Raw genomic sequence first — 19,846 nt, 5'->3', positions numbered from 1 at the left:
TGTGATGTGTCTATTTATCCTTCGCTGTTACATGTAAAATTGGGGGGCTGTCCCCACTCACCACACTTCCCCTCACCACTCCCCGCTCAATCCCTCCTCCCACGCGCCCATCCCCGGTTCAATATGGTTCAATATTGAGCAATCTTCTGCGGTTCCAAAATCTTTCTTGTGATGTATCTATTTATCCTTCGCTGTTACATGTAAGATTGGGGGGCTGTCCCCATACCCCTAGTCTCGTCTTTTAGTGTTCAGTATGTAAGCGCGTCTATCGAGTCGGGCTCCATGGGTTGGGTGGTGTGTATGGTGATTATCAACTTATTGGGGACGCAGGCAATGAACTGGCCTGGTCTATCAATCCATCCGGTCTTGCTACATATGTGGAGCGGGCACACGCCATCCGGCATTGGCAGAATTCTAATTTTCCCCTCTTTTATCTGCACGGTCCCTTCCCCTCTTGGCAGTTGAAGAGGAATGAGCCTCTCCGGCTCTCCTCTCCCCAGGGAGTGGGTGGAGACCACTTTGCCTTCAATTCGTATCTCTGCCACCAGAGCACCGCTGCCAGACAAGTGCTTCTTGTGTAGGTAGAAGATCGAGATAACACCGCAGCACAGTAAAATAACTATGACTGCGATGTCTGACAATCTCAGGATGGGTCTTTCTACGTTACTCTTGTTTCTTGACATCTCTATTCCTGCCCCCTAGAATCTTAATACATGGAGCGCAACTTGAAAAGGGCGGTTATTCTCTCTTCCGCCGTACTGGGCACTACAGCAATCGTCTCCCAGATTGTAATACTGAGGGAACTTCTCGTTATCTTCTACGGGAACGAGCTTTCTATAGGTCTCATGCTCGCCTCCTGGTTAATCTGGGTTGCGGCTGGCTCATGGATTCTGGGAAGGTTTACCGAACGCCTTGTACGCAAACCCTTATCAATAGTTGCAGCCCAAGCCTCAGCAGCGGTTCTTATCCCTGTACTAGTGTTCCTTTCCAGAACAATAAAGAACATCTTTCCTCTCTCGCCAGGAGAGATAGTGGGTATTGCGCCGATGCTGCTATCTTCCAGCATCGTGCTCGCACCCTTATGCCTGATTCTCGGCTTCACCTTCTCCCTTTTGTGCGCATCCTACCCAAAGGGCACAGCCTCAGCCGAAAGGATAGGTTTGGTCTATATTCTTGAAGCCGTAGGTAGCACCTTTGGGGGCCTCGTATTCAGCCTCATCTTGATAAGATTCCTTACCCCCACACAGACCGGGTTCCTACTCGGCGGACTGAACTTGATTGCAGGCCTCCTCTCAGCACACACCATTCGCGTGCGCCTGATACCTGCAACTCTATTGACTGCCTATATCATAGCTCTGGCACTTGGTGCAACAGGAAAGTTGGAGGAGCTCGCAATCTCCAACCGGTGGAAGGGACTGGAGCTCGTATTTAACGATGACTCCATCTATGGAAATGTGGCAGTCATCTCACTGGGAGAAGAAAAAACATTTTACGAAAATGGGCTGCTCGCATTTTCTACTGGTCAGAGACGCTCGGCAGAGGAAACAGCACACATCCCTCTTCTCGCCCATTCTGATCCAGAAGATGTCCTTCTGCTAGGCGGAGGTGTCTCGGGCGTTCTATCAGAGATACTGAAGCACCCAATAGAATCAGTAACTTACGTTGAGCTGGACCCTATGATAGTTGATGCAGCTAGAAAACTCTCCCTGAAAAGAGCAAATGAAGCTATCAGAGACAGAAGAGTAGAAGTAGTATATGACGATGGGAGAAGATTCATAAAACTGTCGAAGGCACGATATGACGTCGTAATCTCCAATCTGCCGGACCCCCTGACCGCCCTGGTAAACAGATTCTACTCTGTCGAGTATTTCAAAGAAGTCAAGCGCGCAATGAGGCCTCATGGAGTGCTAAGTGTGGGAGTAACTTCGTCAGAGAATTTCCTGAATCCGGAGCAACAGAAATTCCTTGCTTCTATTTATCAGACTCTCAACTGTTGTTTTGACTATGTTCTTCTTGTTCCCGGTGACTACACATACTTCCTCGCCTCCGACGACCCTCAACTTGAGACTGTGACGTACCAGACGCTACTTGATAGGATATCAAAACTTGGAATCAGCACAGGTTTCATAACGGACGGGTATCTACCCTACCGGATGGACCCCGGACGTATCCTCTTTTTTCTCTCTTCCATAAAGCAGGCAGAGAAATTCGCCATCAACACTGACTTAAGGCCCGCTGGATATTTCTACGGCACTGTAACCTGGCTCACCCGCTTTCGTTCAAGAAGCGCCTCTCTCTTGAGCCGCATATCGTCCCTCCGTCCGCTGTGGCATGTTCTCCCCTTTGGTCTTCTGTTCCTCGCTCTCATCTATCCGACGCTCAGCCGTAGAGAACCGAACAGCCCAATAGTGGCCGCTGTCTTCACCACGGGGTATTCCGAGATGGTCTTCCAGGTCGTAGTCATATTCTGTTTTCAAGCGTTCTTTGGATATCTCTACTTTAGGCTCGGAGTAATACTCACGTCCTTCATGATAGGTCTCGCACTGGGCGCCCTGATCATCAACAGAAAACTGTCAGCGCTGGCCGACCCAAGGAACCTCTTCATGAAAATCCAGATGGGTATGTGTGTCTATCCAGTCTTTCTGGCCATTTTTCTTCTGTGGGTCTCAAGAGTATCACAGGTTCATGCAGTCCCATACAAGGGACAACTCGCGTTCGCATTCTTGCCCATCATAGCTGGATTCCTGGGGGGAGTTCAATTTCCACTGGCAGCCAGGATACTCTTTGCAGAATCAGGTGGGACTGGAAAGGTTGCCGGTTATCTCTATGGAGTTGACCTTCTGGGCTCATGCCTGGGGGCAGTTCTGGCCAGCACCATTCTTATTCCTATTCTCGGCGTAGTTGGCACCTGCATGCTTGCCTTCGTTGCAAGTGTAACGGCCTTGCTGCTCATTTTGCTGTCTCGTGTTCGTCAAAAACTGTGGCACTGAAAGCATAAATCTGCGCACCACTCTTCCACTCATCTCTTGGAAGGCGTGCTTTTCTACATGTCTCCTGGAGAAACGTGGTTCTATCCCAGTTTCTCGAAGACGCTACTTGTGGTAAAAGCAGACCAGAACGCAGTCCCTTCCTTATTATGAGTCCGTCTCTGCCCACCTTTATTTCCATCGTGTCCTTCACAGGCCGCGGAGGTGTCAGGACAGATATCTCAAGTTCCAGTTCCTGCAATTCGTCTGGTGAGACGGGAGGAAATCTGCCATCTTTTGTGGCCGCTGAGACTGCAGCCTGGGAAACAGCTTCGTACAGCGGCATTGTGGGTAGGACATATCCAATGCAACCACGAAGCATCCCTCGTTTGGTAATGGTTACGAAAGCACCACAGTTTTTCTTGAGAATCGGATAGTTCTGAGGGAACGAAGGTATGGTTCTCCCCTGAACAACCGCTTCTATCGAACGCCTCGCAATCTTCATCAGTTCTTTCTTGTGAGCAGAGGTGAGTTCGTCTCCAATCCATGAAGGCACAGTTACTGCGAGGGCAGCGTAGCCAACAACCTTTGACTTGTCACCCATGACGTCACCAGAATTCGCATACCTCAACAGCGTGGCCTTCTCCGCGCCCAGGGCTTTCAGCGCCATAATCATCGCCATAGCAGCACCCGGGGCGTCAACCTCGGTCTGCCCGCTGTTAATCTTCTGAATGAGTTCTGAAACATCCAGGTTCTGGACAGCCTCCAAGCACGCTCTATCCAGCGCCTGTGCTGTTTTGTATGGATGATAATGGGATAAATCAGCACTCAATATCAGCAGCCTTCCCCGTGCACCCAGAACGTCAATCAGCGCCCCGGCAAAATCCTTCACGTCCTGCATGGATGGGTTTCCGACCAGTACTGGAACAAGCTTAAAACTTCCAAGGGTCTTCTGCAGGAACGGCAGCTCAATCTCGATGCAGTGCTCATTTGCGTGGGCCTGCGGTACGTAATGTATCTTATTGCTCGCGGCCTTGAGCTGAGCAGCCACCACAGTATCGATGGGTACAAGACCAAGAGGTGTTTTGTAGAAGCCTCTGTCATAGATGGAAATTCCCGCCAGTGGATACCTGTGGCTCGGGCCCATTACTATGACCGTCTCATACTTTTTGTTCTCGAGTTGTTTGAAAGCATGTGCTGCCACTCCACCTGAGAAAGTGTACCCAGCATGAGGAACCCAAAGAGCAACAAGGTCACCTTTGAGGTCATGCTTCTCAACCCTTTTCAGAAAACCGTCTATCATTTCTGACAGGTCTGAGCTCTCACCAGGGTACCAACTGCCAGCAAATACCGGTTCTCTGATCCGCTCTATCTTCTGCTCCGGAGCTTTGCTACCCTTGCACGAGGCAAGAGTAGTCAGGCACGCGAGCAAAACCAAGAATGTATTTCGTGACATGGGTTCCTCTCCGATTTTGTCCACTGAATCGAACATGCTGTTACATCACAAATTCCAAAATTGTTTTGTGTCGTACGGCGCATAGCGTACAGCCTCAGTTTCAACCAGCCAGTCTCTTGTAGTGTGAGGCCTCTATGTTGGAGATGTTTCTGAGGAACTTCTCCCTCTTAGTCTCCCTCCTGACTCTTGGAAACAATGGCAGAAGAAGAACCCCGAATACACCCATGGCCGCCTTGACCAAAACTTCCCGTCTGGTCACATTGCAAGATTTCTTGTCATCCATATATTCCCTCCTATTTCCATATTCCTGGAATCTTGTGGCCGCAAAGGTCACACCTCCCGTCCTCCCCCACTCTGTTCAGAGCCACGTAGTACCCTTTCCTTTCTATAAGTAGCGCCCTGCAATTTGGGCAGTAGGTGTTGCTCGCTCCTCTGCCGGGAACATTCCCTATGTAGACATAATTTATGCCTTCGGCTATCGCTATCTCGCGAGCTTTGATGAGCGTCTCTACTGGAGTTGCCGGCAGATTTTCCAGTTGATACATTGGATGGAATCTAGAAAAATGGAGTGGTACATCAACTCCGACATTATTGACTATCCACCTGCACAGATCTGTTAGGTCTTCATCCGAATCGTTCAGTGTTGGAACTATCAGATTGGTGAGTTCAACCCAGACTCCCCTATTAGCTGCTTTTACTATGGCATCCTGCACAGGCTTCAGTCTTCCATAGCAAACGTCAGCATAATATCTATCTCTAATAGATTTCAGGTCTATGTTTGCCGCATCAATCAAGTTGCACAACTCATCCAATGGTTTTCCTTCTATGAATGCGGCAGTCACCCATACGTTTCTGATTCCAAACTGGTGAGCGAGTCTGGCAGTGTCGACCATGTATTCGTAGAAGACCACGGGCTCCGAATAAGTATATGCGATAGTCTCACATTTATACTGGCGGGCAAGATTAACGACATCCTCAGGAGTCAGATCGTGATTTTCGGTCTCCTCTGGTTCTCTTTGCGAAATCTGCCAGTTCTGACAGAATTTGCAGTGGAGGTTGCACCCGGCTGTCGCTATAGAAAACGCTCTGGAACTGGGAAGCACATGGGAAAGGGGCTTCTTCTCAATCGGATCAACGTGAGCTGCGCATACCTTTCCATATACAAGGGTTTTCAGTTTACCTTCAAGGTTCAGCCTTACTTTGCAGTCGCCACGCTGCCCCTCGACCAGTTCACATCGCTTAGGGCACAAAAGGCATTCAACCTTACTCATCCATACCCCGAAATACCTCTAAACACGAAATTGGGAAATCCCTCTCTTCCCGTCACCCCCACACCCGAAATTGCGAAATTTTCCTGCACTCAAGGGGGACCGGATGTGGGGCTTCCGTTCTTCGTACTTGCTAATGTTCAAGCACCTTATAATATTTTGCTTCCCGTGGGGTGAGGCCGGCCTTCTCTATTCTCTCCACAACCCTCTTCACATTTATCCTTGGCACGGTCTGCAGTTCCGGATGCAGTGCATTTCTGGAGTTACTGGCAAAAACCGCACCTATGATGGCGACTGTCACCACAATCATCGCCACAAAAGTGCGGTCGCTCTTCCTGCCGGCTGTGCGTTCACTCTTTCTTAAGATATTCATCTGGGGTCTTCTCAAAAGCGGTCTTGCATGTCTCACAGCAGAAGTAGTAGGTCTTGCCAGAGTGATCGGTCTTCAAGGTCGTTTCCTCAGAGACGTCCATGCCACAAACGGGGTCTTTTACCAATGTGTTCACCTCCCTTCTTACAACTGATACTATTCTTGGCATAAACTTCTTTGGTCTGAAAACTCTTCTATCCAGATATGCCAAGACTCCTATGAACGCTGCCATCAAAGCTATGGCACCAATGGCGCCTGCCCCCTCACTTTTCCAAATCCACTTAGCCAGAAGATAGCCACCTATGAGACCGGCAATAGGGACAAGGAATATGAGTACGGAGGCCAGGATTGACTCCCCCACGCCTGTCTCTATTGTAGCCTCATCGCCAACCTTTGCCTCCAGCTCGTTGATAGCTTCAGCAACCATCTTCCCGGGAGACGGATGGCAGAATCCCTTCGCCCCACAGTGCTCACAAGCTTCCTTGGGGACGAACTCTATTCTGGCAATGCCACCCTGAGTGGAGACAACTGTACCACTCTCCCGCATACATCCTCCGAGAAGTACAAAGTACTAATTGCACGGTACTAAGTACTAGATACAGGATACGAGAAGGGATGCCTGTAGTCAAGAGCATCCTTTAATCAAGGTACGAGGTACAAAGGAATTCCTGATTTATCTTTTGATTTTGTACTTATCGTTCCGGGTCTGTCCGCTATGCTTTGTCATTGTACTCCGCACTCAGTCATTTGTACTTCGTACTTTGCAATTTGTACTTTGTACTTCGTGAGTAGGGGTGTGGGGATCAAGTGTAAAGCAGCATTCTCTCCAAAGCCACCCTCGCTTTTTCCAGTATGCTTTCTTCCACTTCTATCTGGTATCTGTCCTCTTTCAAGGACAAATAAACATCTTCAAGAGTGTTAATCTTCATATTCCAGCACATCTTTGCGCTACCAGCAGTATAGAACTTCTTTCCAGGATTCTCTTTCTTAAGACGATACAGAAGGCCTTCCTCTGTACCTATTATGATCTTCTTGTAGTCAGACTCCTTCGCAAACCTGACCATTCCACCGGTGGACAGGACCTCATCAGCAAGGTCAATAACTGGGGGCTCGCATTCAGGGTGAGCGATGAAAGCTGCATCTGGATGTTTCTCCTTTGCCTCTATCACTTCTTCTGGTGTGATCCGGGCGTGAACATAGCAGTAGCCATCCCAGGGAATTATCTTCTTAGTGGTAAACCTCTGGGCATATTTGGCCAGGTTCCTGTCCGGAGTGAAGATTATGGTGTCAGCTTCTATCCCCTCCACAACTTTTACCGCATTGGCCGATGTACAGCATACATCACTCTCTGCTTTTATGTCTGCATTCGTGTTCACGTATGAGACGACCTTTGCATCAGGATGTTTCTGCTTCAGTTGGCGCAACCCTTCCACATCCACCATTCTAGCCATGAAGCAATCTGCCTCTCTCCTGGGCAGAAGGATCTTCTTCTTAGGGGATAATATCTTCGCGCTTTCCGCCATGAACCAGACACCGCAGAACACTATCAGTTCAGCGGGATGTTCTGCTGCCTGCTGGGCAAGCCCAAGAGAATCACCAAGGTAGTCTGCAATGTCCTGAATTTCTCCTCTCTGATAGTTGTGCACAAGAAAGAGAGCCCTCTTTTTATTCTTGAGGGCAATTATTTCCTCCTTCAGTTTCTGGTCAGTCATACCCTATTTCTTCGTTAGTGGTGACATGGCTCTAAGTTTTTCGATTATGCCCGGCGTTAGGTCGATGACCCTGTTTATCTGCTCCTCTGTATTTCCCCTTCCCAGACTCAACCTTATTCCACCCCTGGCTAGCTCAGGAGGAACACCCATGGCAAGTAGAACGTGAGACGGTTCAATAGAACCGGAGGTACATGCAGAACCGCTTGAAACCGCTATCCCTTCTAAATCAAGATTGAGAAGGACCGACTCGCCCTCCACATATCTGAATGAGACGGCCAAGGTACCAGAAAGCCTCTTCGTGGGGTGGCCCAGAAGCACAGTCTCTGAAATCCTGGAGCTAAAGCCTTGCCAGAGCCTTTCCCTGAGCATGGTCAGCCTCTTGCTCTCCTCCTTCATCTCAGCCATACAAATCTCGCAGGCTTTTCCCAGTCCCACGATACCGGGTAAGTTCTCAGTGCTTGCCCTTCTCCCTTTTTCGTGGTGACCTCCATGGATCAGAGGCATTAACTCCACTCCAGATCTTACGTAGAGCGCCCCCACCCCTTTTGGTCCGTACAGCTTGTGCGCCGAGAGGGACAGCATATCGACACCCAGCTTGTTCACGTCCGTCTCCAGCTTCCCCACGGCTTGGACTGCGTCCGTGTGAAACAGAACGCCTCTTTTCTTAACCAACTTGCTGATCTCGGCAATAGGCTGAATTGTTCCCACCTCATTGTTTGCGTGCATTATGGTGACAAGTATGGTGTCCTTGCGTATAGCATCCTCCAACTTGTTGAGATCAAGCACACCACGCTCATCTACAGATATGTAGGTGACATCAAACCCTCTCTTCTGGAGATGCTCACACGTATTCAGTACCGCGGGATGTTCAACTGCAGATGTTATGATATGACGCCCCTTATCCTGGTGAAGGTATGCCGCACCTTTTATCGCATAGTTGTTCGACTCGGAGCCTCCGCTGGTGAATACAATCTCCTTTTCTTCTGCACCAAGAATACTGGCTACCTGCGTTCGCGCATCCTCGAGAGCAACATGGGCCCTCTGTCCGAACCTGTGCAGGCTCGACGCATTGCCAAAATCATCACAAAAATAGGGAAGCATTACTTCCAAGACCCTCTTGTCAGTTGGGGTGGTCGCGTTGTGGTCAAGGTATATTCGGTCCTTCAAGGCGTCATCTCCTGAAACTGCTTGCCGATTCCGGCAAGTTCAATCTCCTCGTAAGCTGCAACCCCTGCAACCTTCGCAGAGACGTAGACCTTTCCTTCTCCTTCATCCACGTGGACTGAAACTCTATAGCTAGTCCAGAATACTCTTACGAAAAGACCCACCATAAACAATATAAAAGCCACGTAGAGAAATACAACTCCATCATCTCTACGAAAATACAATCCTGACGCTTCAGTGAAATTTCTCATGATCAGCGGGGTGTCTTCGAAGTAGTATTTGCTGTCGAGCGTAAGTCTACCAACCCTTTTTTTCTTCTCAGCATCCGGGGCCTTGTAGTAAAGGTCCCCGTGGGGCGTGATAGGTTCCTTGATACCTTCCTTGAAGAGCACGCCCGTACGAACTGTCCGCACAGAGAACTTCCCTTCGAAAGCTGGTATCTCAAAAGGCTCTCCTGCCTCCACGTGTATGGTGGTATCTTCCAGTTCAATGTCAAATTCCTGCTTGTACGACATCTGATAAACAGTCAGGCCTCTATATCTTAAGGGTGCGTTAACCTCAATCACTTTTTTCGTTGAAAGACCAGAGTTCGTTTTAAGGACCACAGCAGACTTCCAGTCTTTCGGGTAGTATTTCATGTTGTACCAGGTGTATTCAGTGTCGAATGACTCAAGATAAATGGAGAGAGACTCCACATTGCCAGGAGAGAAACCAAGCTTGCTTCTCCATCGGTTTACAGTCATATCCGGACTACTCCTGGGTATTTTCTTGGTCTCCCCCGGATAGATGTAGACTTCGCCATTAAATGCCGTCAGAGCTGACAGAACAAATCCTACAAAAGTCAGGGCAAGGCCGAAGTGGTAGATGATAGATACAGGCCTGCTTGGAAGACCCCGTTGGGCCACAAACGAGCCTGCTCCTTCCCCAGCGTAAACCTGCTTGACCTTGTAGCCTCTATCCTTCAGGACTCCCAGCATCTGCTCGGACTTCTTTCCGCCTAACTCCCATTGAACCGTACTCGCTTCCTTGAAACGTGCTGGTTTGGGTCGGATGTGACCCATCCAGCCATCGATGCTGCAGAACACCATATTCAAAAAGAAGATACCGCCCACCAGGAGAAAGTACCAGGAATGGAAAACGTCAAAGAAGCCCAATCTTGTGAACCACGTCGCGCGAACTTGCCCGAAAGCTTTCAAGTACTCCTCTTGAGTACCCCCTTGAGGAAAGACAGTCCCCAAGAGCATACAGACCACCATTATTATGAGAAGAACCAGAGTGAGACGAGTTGAAGCAAGCTGAGAGTACATGACTTTCAAGAATCTTTTCAATGTCCTCTTCTCCTAAAATTAGTACGCGTGCAGACTGGGTATGTGAAGTAGCCTGACAAGCCAGTTAACTCCCACAAAAGTGAATATCATACAGACAAAGCCAATAATGTTCAATACAGACGCCCTCCTCCTCGCCCACCTGGGTGTGACCTTTGCATGAAGATAAAGCGCGTAGACTGACCATGTGATTAATGACCAGGTTTCCTTCGGGTCCCATCCCCAGTATCTCCCCCAGGCCTCTTGAGCCCAGGCGGCTCCTGAAACTACGCCGAAGGTCAATAGGGGATATCCAAACAGAATAAGGTTGTAGGCCATCCTGTGGAAAAGGTTTCTCTTCTTCTCATCCAGCCCGAACCTTGCCCCTCTGCCATTCTTGCTTCCCAATGTCAACGAAAGGAAGACGACTTCGACACTGAATGCAACCACAAAGATTGCATAGGATGCGAATGCCAAGACCACATGCCAAGCAAACCACCCAGACTGCAGGGCGGGGAACAAAGGCTTTATTTCAGGACTCCTTCCAACGATAGCGTATATACATGCAGCAAGTGCTATTCCGGTTGCGAGAAAACCCGGAAGGTGAACATCTCTCCGCCACTCAACGAAAAGGAAGGCGACTACGACGGAAAAAGCAAACCAGGAGAGGCTTTCATAAAGAGTCTGAAATGGAGGGTATCTTGCTTCCATGAACCTGAAAATAATAAGAAACGCATGTACTAATGCTCCCAAAAGTAGAATATAGAATGCTAGTTTTCCTCTACCCAGAAGCCGAGGCACAAATAGGTACGCAACATAGAAAAGAAAGGCCAGTGAATAGAGACTTATGACTGCGAAAAAGATGGCCTGTTCAGCAAGTAAGTTTTGCATTTCTATTGATTCCTATTGTGACGAGGTTCGGTCTAAAAACTCTCTCAGCGCATTGTCAAATGCATCATAATCCATTTGAGTGAAAAGAGCAAAAGCAATATTTTCTATTGAAGATTTCTTAGATGTAAACTGGTGGACAGCATCCAGCATTATTGAGGCTGCCCTCTCCACCGGAAACCCTCCCACGCCGCACCCTATTGCCGGGAAGACTATCGATTTGAGACCAAGTTCGTCCGCTCTCTTGAGCGAGTTGATTGTGCAGTTTTTTATGCTTTCTTCACTCGGTACGAGGTCCCGCCCCATGCCAGCCGCATGGATCACAAACTTTGCATTCAGTTTACCCGCCGTGGTTGCCACTGCCTCACCAACATGAATTGGCCCCTTTACAACCGCTTCATCCTCTATCACCTGGCCTCCCCTTCTCTTGATGGCGCCGGCCACACCGCTTCCCATCCACAGATGATTATTTGCGGCATTCACCAATCCGTCAGCATGGCAATCAGTAATATCACCCTTGTATAAACTGATATTTACTGACATAATGAGAAAGTTCTACTTCCCGTTGCTCTTCCCGGCTGTGCCCCTCACCCAGCGACCGCTTTTGCCTCCACTCTTTTCAAGCAGTCTCAGGTTTGAAATCACAATTGATCTATCGACCGCTTTGCACATATCATATATTGTGAGGGCAGATGACGCCGCAGCAGTCAAGGCCTCCATTTCCACGCCGGTTTTCCCATAGGACTTGACCTCTGTCTTTATGTCAATCTCTCTTTCTTTCTTTCTAACTGTAAAGTCAATCTCCACGTTGGTCAGTTTTATAGTATGGGCAAGAGGAATCATCTCTCCTGTCCTTTTGGCAGCCATTATCCCTGCGAGTTTGGCCACAGTAAGCACATCCCCTTTGACACTCTCATTCTCTATTACAGTAGACAATGCCTTTTCGCCCATGGAAACAGTGCAGGCTGCAACTGCCACGCGTTCCGTCTCACCTTTGGCGCTGACATCTACCATCCGTGCGCGGCCTTTTTTGTCAATGTGTGAAAGCACGAGCCAATCCCCCTGGTTTAACCAATTCAACGGGCAGTATCAGAAGCTGATCATGCTGCAAACACTATCTCAGCTTCAGAAGTTTCGCGGTCTTTGAATTCCCTTCGAAATCTAGTCTCGCAAAATAGATTCCGCTTGGCAGTTTGTGGCCATCTGGCCCGGTCCCGTCCCAGTAGAAAACGTGCGAACCAAAAGCCACCGTCCCTTTGATGGGTGTGGAAATGAGCCGTCCCGCAGAATCATATATGTTAAGTTCAACCGCCCCCCTATTGGGGACTGTAAAACGAATTGAGCACACATCCCTGAATGGATTTGGAGATGGCTGGCTCAAACCAAACACCGCCTCCCGTCTGAGCATCACGCCTTCCTGCTCTTCTATCCCAGTCTTGCACACTCGCACGAACTGGGTCAGGGTGTTGGCCCAGCTTTGACCCCAGTGTGGAGTATTGTAGGTAGCAGGGTCGCTTGGAGACGCATCCTGTGCGGGCTGCCAATCATTCAAGAAGTTGCCCATACCGCTTGAGAAAAGGGTCAGGTCAATACAATCGGGGTCACCAATCACAGAATTGGGTATGGCAATCTCACAGAAATGGGCATTGTCCAGATCAAACATCATGACTCCACCCATGTTTTCAATAGAATAGTAGCTGGACCATCCGGAACCAAGCCAGAAAAGAATCACTCCAAAGTCATAGTACGGAAAGACATAAACCTCGGCATCAACTGCGTGAGTGCTGTCAAAGGTAATCCAGTTTCCGAGACCGTCTCGGTCTGTTCCCTGCACACCCACATATCCCCCACCTGTATAATCCAGTGCGATTCCGTATGAGGCGTGCGACATGGTCTCCCATAATGCCGGGAATCCAAAATACCAGTATAGACCGTCATTGGCGACATACAGGTCGGTTATCTCAAGGTCCTGAGGCTCAAAGTCGTCAGGATCCTCAGCAGCCGGGCTGATGCCGGCCCTACGCCAGTCCAGAGTGTCCCCGTCGACGGCTATGAGCACACCATTGTAGAGGTACATCCATCCTTCTTTCCAGTCATCTGCAACAGTCCTCACGAGATAGTATCTTGGGCCCGTTCCAGGCGTGAACTCATACTCGAAAGGTCCTGAAGGGAAGTCCTCCACGTCGAGAGCGGTGGAGCGCGTAAGAGCATCCATCAGCTTTATTGAGGCTCCGGGGGAGTCTGTATTCGACACGACCAATATCGTCTCCTGTGCGGTGTTGTGAAAGACAGGATAGCTTGTTGAATTCACATATTCTGGATTCTGTGCTTCCAATTGAGGCAGAGTGTAGTTGGAGCCGCTGACCTGTGCAGGAATCTGTAGTGCCGGGTCTCCTATTAATATGGCCTCGAAGTAGGTTTTTCTGTTCCAGGTATAGGTGGACATGTCATTATTGACCAAAAAGGAATCAAACGCGGCCCAGTGCATGTCTCCCAAGGCAGGAGCTCCGTGGTGATACGCGTCCCAGACATAGGTCAGAAGCTCACTCATGTACCAGTCTCTGGTTATTATCAGATTGCCGTTATCTATGTACCAGCTCGGGGATCCTGCATTTGATCTGGCCCCCCCGAAGTACGCGATTCCGGCTGCATCGGACTTCAAAACTCCCTCCCCAAAGGACATACTGAAACCCAGTGCACTCACAAGGTCTGTATCCCATGCCCCGCAGTCGCAGGCAACACTTGCAATTATGGGAACATTCGTGTGAGCAGGATAGGCCATGAGCTCATTCGCGGTGATGTTTGATCCATCATCATAATAAATGGCAGGACCGCTACCATGGCTTATCTGGAAGAATATGCCGCAGTCTTCACTCGCGTCACCCCGTAGATAATCATCGCATACCGATTCTGTGAAGTTATTGTCGGTGTAATACAACTTGGTTACGTCGTGGCCGTTGAAGGCATTTCTATTCACCACATCACTCGTAATCAGCTCACCAATATAGTAGGGAGTATCAAATGGGACTCCGCCGGTAACTGCCGCGTTTTTGAACCATGACCAAGCCGCAGACGCATGCCAGTCTCTTGCCTTCATCACAGCATGCGTAGCTTCAAGAATGTCGCTTGCCACAATCCGTCCAGAACAGTAGTTTAGAACATAATCGAAGTCCGGCGACACGTAGAGTAGATCTGAGGGGATCCACCCCTCCACAGGACTGCCCGAGCCAAACTTGAAGTAGTAGCTGGGCGGAACCTTCTCTGCGTCACCAATTATGCTGATGTATCTGAGGTTGGGGTGTGCAAGGGTGTCTCTCATGAAAGCGACAATTTTCTTGGCAAGAGTGTAATCGTAACCCTGTATGGTCCCGGGCTGTTCATAAGCATAGCCATCCCACGGAGGGGTATCTTTCACAGCGGTATAAGTACTGTCTATCCATTCGTTTGTGGCAATGTAGGTGGTGATACTTTCCTGCCCCTCGTGGAAAGCTTCCAGAGTCTCGGCAGCAACCATAAACTCGTCGGGACAAATTATGACGCATTGATCGTCAAAAGGCACAGCGAGGCTCGCTCTTGGCTGAGAAGGTCTCGGCGTATAATACACGCTCACAGAAGCTTCTGTGAGAAGAAGCGCTTTGCCACTTAGAGGCCTGTACTGAACAGGGAAAATTCTGACATACACATACGTGTTCTTATTGTCGCATCCCCAATCAAAAGAGACCAGCCTGCCAGGGAAATATGAGTCACTACCATATATTTTCGGGTCAGGAATCAGTTCGGGTTTGCTACCCCCGATTCGCCATTCGGCGACTTGAGACACAGGCACAATCCTCAGCGGTTCTTTGAACTCAGCAAAAGAGCCAGAGTTGACCTTGACACCGAGAACATGGTTTTGTCCCGGTATGACCAATCTGATGACTTTCATGGGAAGTTCCGGCTCGCCTGCTCCTCCTGTTGACTTCAATTCTCCCACCCTGAGATAGTAATAGCTCTCAAGTCCACTCCCGTAAAGCACACAGGAACCAGGATCCACACTAAGGCTAATATCCTCGCTTAACCCAAGAAGCTCACCGCAAGAAGTAGAAATGTCAGACACAGATGAGACATGAATCTTTTGTGCCGACACGGCAGGTGTTGAGTGGCCTGTGGCACAAACAGCGGCGAACATACCACAGAGTACTAAACAAATAACGCAAACACCTCTCATAACATACCTCCTCATACGGTAAAGAATACTCTAGGCAAGGTTAATGTCGACAGTCAACCCAAAACTACTGGGATTTCGATATCTTGGGCTTGTGTATGGAAGCGTTCTGCACGTCTGCTGCCGCTTCCATGATTGCTTCAGAGAACGTTGGATGGGCGTGGACAGTTTCACCAAGGTCGCTTGCCGTCATCCCTGCCTTCATGACCACAGCGAGTTCATGAATCAGACATGATGCCTCATTACCAACTATGTGCGCTCCAAGAATTTTGTCTGTTTCTGAGTCAGCAACGATCTTGACCATGCCCACTATTTCTCCATCAGCATGAGCTTTGCCCAGACCTCTGAAATCAAAACGGCCTGTCTTTATCTCCTTTCCGGACGCCCTCGCTGCAGCCTCCGTGAGTCCTACTGATGCAACCTCGGGTATCGTGAATGTACAGCCTGGAATCACATTGTAGTTTACCCCAAGTGGAGTACCAAGGCAGTTTTCAACCGCTACAATCGCTTCTCTGGAAGCGACATGAGCAAGCAGTCTCCCCCCAATACAGTCACCAGCAGCGTAGATGTTGGGAACATTCGTTTCCAGTTTCTCATTGGTATCGATTGAATTGTCATCGCGCAGTCGAACTCCAACGGCCGAAAGATCGAGTGCTTCGGTATTGGAGGTTCTGCCAATAGACACCAGAATCTTGCTTACGGCGAGCTCTGTGCCGTCGTCAAGTATAACTGATGCACCTTTCTTCTTTCTGAATAAGGACTCCACCTTGATCCCGGTCATGACATCAATACCCGACTTCCTCATCTCCCTTTCTATGATTGCTGAGACATCCCCGTCCTCCAGGGGAAGTACTCTATCCATCATCTCAACTACCGTGACCTTTGAACCAAGGCCAGCATATATGAAGGCAAACTCCGCACCAATCGTACCTCCTCCCACAATCAACAGCTTTTCAGGTATATTTTTTAGCTCAACGGCGTGGTCACTGGACAGGACCATATCACCATCGAAGGGAATGTGAGGGAGTGATTTCGGCCTCGAACCGGTCGCTAGAACTATCCTGTGCGCGCCCACCACGTCGGTCTCCCCGATTACGGCGATAGTGTGAGGGTCTACGAGTTTTCCCTTTCCCCTGATAAGAGTCACCTTGTTGGACTTGAGAAGGTTCTCTATCCCATGCCTCTGGATCCGTACGATTTTCTCTTTCCGCTCTCTAATCTGTTTCAGATTGGCGGACGGCACACCGTGTATATCAATACCCAGGTCGCCCGCACTTCGCCAGTAGGAAAGGAATCTGACAGAGGCAAGAATGGCCTTCGTAGGTATGCATCCCACGTTTGTACAGGCTCCGCCCAGCTCGCCTGACTCAATCAGACAGACACTGATGTCCAACTGGGATGCTCGGATCGCCCCTACGTATCCTGCGGGGCCTCCACCAATAATCGCTATTCCGTACTTCTCCACAGTCTATCCCCAAGAACCTGAAACGTGCAATCCTGATTGCCCTTACAAGACAAGAATACTAAGCAGAAATGGTGAAGTCAAGAGAAACCGCTTTACACAGAGGGACAGAGGATGGACATTTTCGATCTTCGATTTTCGGGTTTATTGTCCTGTGGGTGCGGGGATAGCCCCAGATGCATTCTCGTTGAGAGTAATAAGCCTAGATCCTTCGACTTCATCCCTCGCCTTCGGCTCACGATTTCGCTCAGGACGAAAAATACCTCATGCCCTCTACGATGGCATGGGCCTTTTTCGTTTTCGATTTTCGATCTTCCCTTCGGGCGCTCGCATTCTTCAATGTTGAACCATATTGAGCCCGGGATGGCCGTGTGGGAGGAGGGATTGAACGGGGAGTGGCGATGAAGAGGGGAGTGGGTTGGGAGTTGTGGTCAGAGTCTGGTTCTGCGCAGTCGGAGGGAATTGGTGACTACGTTTATGGAACTCAGGGCCATTGCTATCTCGGCAATCACCGGGTGAAGAAGGCCAAACACTGCCACAGGTATGGCTATCAGGTTATAGAAAAACGCCCAGAAGAGGTTCTGTTTTATCTTGGTAAACGTAGCATGAGAAAGTTTTATTGCTGTGACCACGCTTGAGAGATCTCCGCGAACAAGAGTTATGTCTGAGGATTCTATTGCGATGTCTGTCCCTGTGCCGATTGCAATCCCCACGTTCGCTTGAGTCAGAGCCGGCGCATCGTTGATCCCGTCTCCTACCATCGCGACCATCCCGACTTCCTCTTGCAATCTTCTTATCTCGTTTGTCTTATCGTCGGGCAAGACGTTGGCCAGAACTCGCTTCACCCCTACTTTTCGAGCGATGGCTTCACCGGTTCTTTTGTTGTCTCCTGTCAACATGACAGTATCAAGTCCCATTCTTTCCAAAGCAGCAATTGCGAAGATCGAATCATCCTTCAGAGTGTCTGCAACTCCTATGGCCCCAATTGCTCCTTGCCCGGAGACAATCACCATTGTGGTCTTCGCTTCTTCTTCCATATCGACAAGGTTTTTCTCCAGCATCGAAAAGTCTATGTCGAATTGCCTCATCAGTTCACGATTGCCTACAAACACACTCTGGCCGTTGACTTCTCCTCTTACGCCCTTACCTGTGACTGTTTCAAAAGACTTCGGCTCCCCCAAAGCCACATTCATTGACTTTGCCTTTTCCACTACCGCTGTGGAAAGAGGATGTTCTGAGCCCAACTCGAGTGAGCCAGCTACGGAAAGCACATCTTGTTCAGTCTTCCCCGACACGGCCACAATGTCAGTAACTTCTGGCTTTCCTTTTGTGATCGTGCCGGTCTTGTCGAAGACTATCGTCTTCACCTCTCTCATCGTCTGTATGGCTTCACCTGATCTAAACAATATCCCTCTTTGAGCCGCCATGCCTGTGCCAACCATCAGGGCGGTTGGTGTGGCAAGTCCGAGGGCGCAGGGACACGCGATGACAAGCACTGCCACTGCCGCAAAAATCGCAAGAGATACAGTTCCCAATGTGGGGTCGACCCACGGTATGAATGAGCGAGCCCAGGTGATCACATCCATGAAAAAGCCTGGAAGCAGGATCCAGAGAATCACCGTAAGTACTGCAACCACGATAACTGAAGGAGCGAAGTAGGAAGTCACCTTGTCAGCAAACGCCTGTATGGGAACCTTGGTTCCCTGGCATTCCTCGACCATCTTAACTACCTGTGCAAGGAACGTATCTCTCCCAATCTTGGTGGCGCGGACTTTCAGCAGTCCCTTTTGGTTGACCGTGGCACCGATTACACTGTCGCCCGGTCTTTTCTTGACCGGAATCGACTCGCCGGTCGCCATCGATTCATCAACCGCGCTCTCACCTCTTATGACCTCACCGTCTGTCGGAATCTTCTGTCCCGGCTTGACTATCATGAGGTCACCAACGCTCAACTCTTCGATAGGAATTTCACGCTCTTCTCCACCGACCTCAACAAGCGCACTCTTGGCTCCAAGTTCCAGGAGTTTCTTTATGGCCTGTGAAGCTCTTCCTTTTGCACTTGCCTCTATGTAACGCCCGGTAAGGTGGAAGGCCATGATCATCGCAGAGACCCCTGCGTATGAAGCAATAGGGAGACCGAAGAGACGAGCAACGCCTGTCGCGAATGCGGCAAGGGTTCCCATGAATATCAAGACATCCATGTTTGCCGCGGCATGAGCTATCGATTTCACAGCACTTCTGTAGGTTCTGTAGCCGGGAAATGCCAGTGCTAGTGCGGCGAGGGCAACCATCACATAATGATAACCAGGTATCATAAACCCAGAAACCATCTCCGGAATCATCAAGGCTATGGCAGGTATGGTTATTGCCCAAATCCAGACCAGACGACGCCTGGCCTCAACCATCTCTCTTACACTTTCCTCTTCAACCTCTTCTCTAATCCCATATCCGACTGATTCGACAGCAGTCCTCATCTTCTCTATGTCCACCGCCTGAGGATCGAACTCGACTGTCGCCTTATCTGCCGCAAAGTTGACCGCGGCCGAAGTCACTCCCGGTACAGTATTAAGTGCCTTTTCAACAGTGGAAGCACAGGAGGCGCAGGTCATTCCGGAAATGGGTATGCTTAACTTGGCAGTCTTTCCGGACAACGCCACCGGATCTTTGGGAAGTACAGGTTCAAGTACTGGCTCAAGAAACTTTCGAGGTTCTACCTTGAACTTGTCCAGGCAAGAAGGATTGCAGAAGTAGTAGGTCTTCCCTTCGTGATCGTATTTCAGGTCAGTATCCTCACTGACCATCATCTTGCATACAGGATCTATTGGCATAACCTAACTCTTGGAACCACAAGATTGTCACAGATTTTCACAAGATTCCTTCCTGGTTCGGGTTCAGCAATAAGGATGGGTTTCAATCTGTGTTAATCTCGTGTAATCTCGTGGTTCCATTGGTTTCGCATCACGCTGACCCCTTGTAACCACAAGATTATCACAGATCTTCACAAGATTCCTTCCTGGTTCGGGTTCAGCAATAAGGATGGGTTTCAATCTGT

16 protein-coding genes are annotated in these 19,846 nt (G+C 49.4%); 1 reads left to right on the top strand and 15 read right to left on the bottom strand.

The genetic code is table 11. The features are described 5' to 3' along the window. Positions 1-248: 248 nt before the first annotated feature. Entirely contained in the window at positions 249-683 is a 435-nt protein-coding gene (locus tag E3J62_09925; protein TET44587.1) for a NusG domain II-containing protein, read from the bottom strand. Between the two features lie 30 nt (positions 684-713). Between E3J62_09925 and E3J62_09920 the strand changes: the two genes are divergently transcribed. After that, the gene (locus E3J62_09920) at positions 714-2,990 is read left to right on the top strand and encodes a hypothetical protein (GenBank protein ID TET44586.1); all 2,277 of its coding nucleotides are present in this window, start codon (positions 714-716) and stop codon (positions 2,988-2,990) included. On the opposite strand, the gene amrB is transcribed toward E3J62_09920, so the two are convergent. The 14 genes from amrB to E3J62_09850 form a co-directional block, all read right to left on the bottom strand. After that, positions 2,950-4,458: an AmmeMemoRadiSam system protein B gene (amrB, locus tag E3J62_09915; GenBank protein TET44585.1), complete on the bottom strand. Its 1,509-nt coding sequence runs from the start codon at positions 4,456-4,458 to the stop codon at positions 2,950-2,952. The genes E3J62_09920 and amrB overlap by 41 nt on opposite strands. A gap of 64 nt (positions 4,459-4,522) precedes the next feature. Beyond that, complete coding sequence (locus E3J62_09910; protein ID TET44584.1) at positions 4,523-4,705, bottom strand: hypothetical protein; 183 nt, start codon at positions 4,703-4,705, stop codon at positions 4,523-4,525. Positions 4,706-4,715: 10 nt separating this feature from the next. Next, complete coding sequence (gene amrS / locus E3J62_09905) at positions 4,716-5,693, bottom strand: AmmeMemoRadiSam system radical SAM enzyme (protein ID TET44583.1); 978 nt, start codon at positions 5,691-5,693, stop codon at positions 4,716-4,718. Between the two features lie 130 nt (positions 5,694-5,823). Next, the gene (locus tag E3J62_09900; GenBank protein ID TET44582.1) at positions 5,824-6,063 is read right to left on the bottom strand and encodes a hypothetical protein; all 240 of its coding nucleotides are present in this window, start codon (positions 6,061-6,063) and stop codon (positions 5,824-5,826) included. Further along, complete coding sequence (locus E3J62_09895; GenBank protein TET44581.1) at positions 6,041-6,607, bottom strand: YHS domain-containing protein; 567 nt, start codon at positions 6,605-6,607, stop codon at positions 6,041-6,043. Before E3J62_09895 ends, E3J62_09900 begins: the two co-directional genes overlap by 23 nt. A gap of 256 nt (positions 6,608-6,863) precedes the next feature. Further along, positions 6,864-7,772 (bottom strand): quinolinate synthase NadA, encoded by a 909-nt coding sequence (gene nadA / locus E3J62_09890; protein ID TET44580.1) that lies wholly within the window; start codon positions 7,770-7,772, stop codon positions 6,864-6,866. A 3-nt stretch (positions 7,773-7,775) separates the two neighbouring features. Further along, complete coding sequence (nifS, locus tag E3J62_09885; GenBank protein TET44579.1) at positions 7,776-8,939, bottom strand: cysteine desulfurase NifS; 1,164 nt, start codon at positions 8,937-8,939, stop codon at positions 7,776-7,778. Then, positions 8,936-10,264 (bottom strand): hypothetical protein, encoded by a 1,329-nt coding sequence (locus tag E3J62_09880; GenBank protein TET44578.1) that lies wholly within the window; start codon positions 10,262-10,264, stop codon positions 8,936-8,938. The genes nifS and E3J62_09880 overlap by 4 nt, the downstream gene beginning before the upstream one ends. 18 nt (positions 10,265-10,282) lie before the next feature. Continuing rightward, entirely contained in the window at positions 10,283-11,131 is an 849-nt protein-coding gene (gene ccsB / locus E3J62_09875) for a c-type cytochrome biogenesis protein CcsB (GenBank protein TET44577.1), read from the bottom strand. 12 nt (positions 11,132-11,143) lie between these two features. Then, a complete protein-coding gene (locus E3J62_09870) occupies positions 11,144-11,671 on the bottom strand; it encodes a macro domain-containing protein (protein ID TET44576.1) in 528 nt (175 codons plus the stop codon). Positions 11,672-11,683: 12 nt separating this feature from the next. Continuing rightward, a complete protein-coding gene (moaC, locus tag E3J62_09865; GenBank protein ID TET44588.1) occupies positions 11,684-12,142 on the bottom strand; it encodes a cyclic pyranopterin monophosphate synthase MoaC in 459 nt (152 codons plus the stop codon). 100 nt (positions 12,143-12,242) lie between these two features. Beyond that, complete coding sequence (locus E3J62_09860; protein TET44575.1) at positions 12,243-15,350, bottom strand: T9SS type A sorting domain-containing protein; 3,108 nt, start codon at positions 15,348-15,350, stop codon at positions 12,243-12,245. A 49-nt stretch (positions 15,351-15,399) separates the two neighbouring features. Next, positions 15,400-16,797, bottom strand: a complete 1,398-nt coding sequence (lpdA, locus tag E3J62_09855; protein TET44574.1) for a dihydrolipoyl dehydrogenase — start codon at positions 16,795-16,797, stop codon at positions 15,400-15,402. 428 nt (positions 16,798-17,225) lie between these two features. Beyond that, positions 17,226-19,622 carry a heavy metal translocating P-type ATPase gene (locus tag E3J62_09850; GenBank protein ID TET44573.1) on the bottom strand — a complete coding sequence of 799 codons (2,397 nt, stop codon included), beginning with the start codon at positions 19,620-19,622 and terminating at the stop codon, positions 17,226-17,228. Positions 19,623-19,846: the final 224 nt, after the last annotated feature.

The organism is candidate division TA06 bacterium (genome assembly GCA_004376575.1).
GTDB lineage: Bacteria > Hydrothermota > DG-26 > E44-bin18 > E44-bin18 > E44-bin18.
The sequence above is the reverse complement of the archived record's forward strand: the minus strand, read 5'-3'. Positions and strand labels throughout refer to the sequence as shown.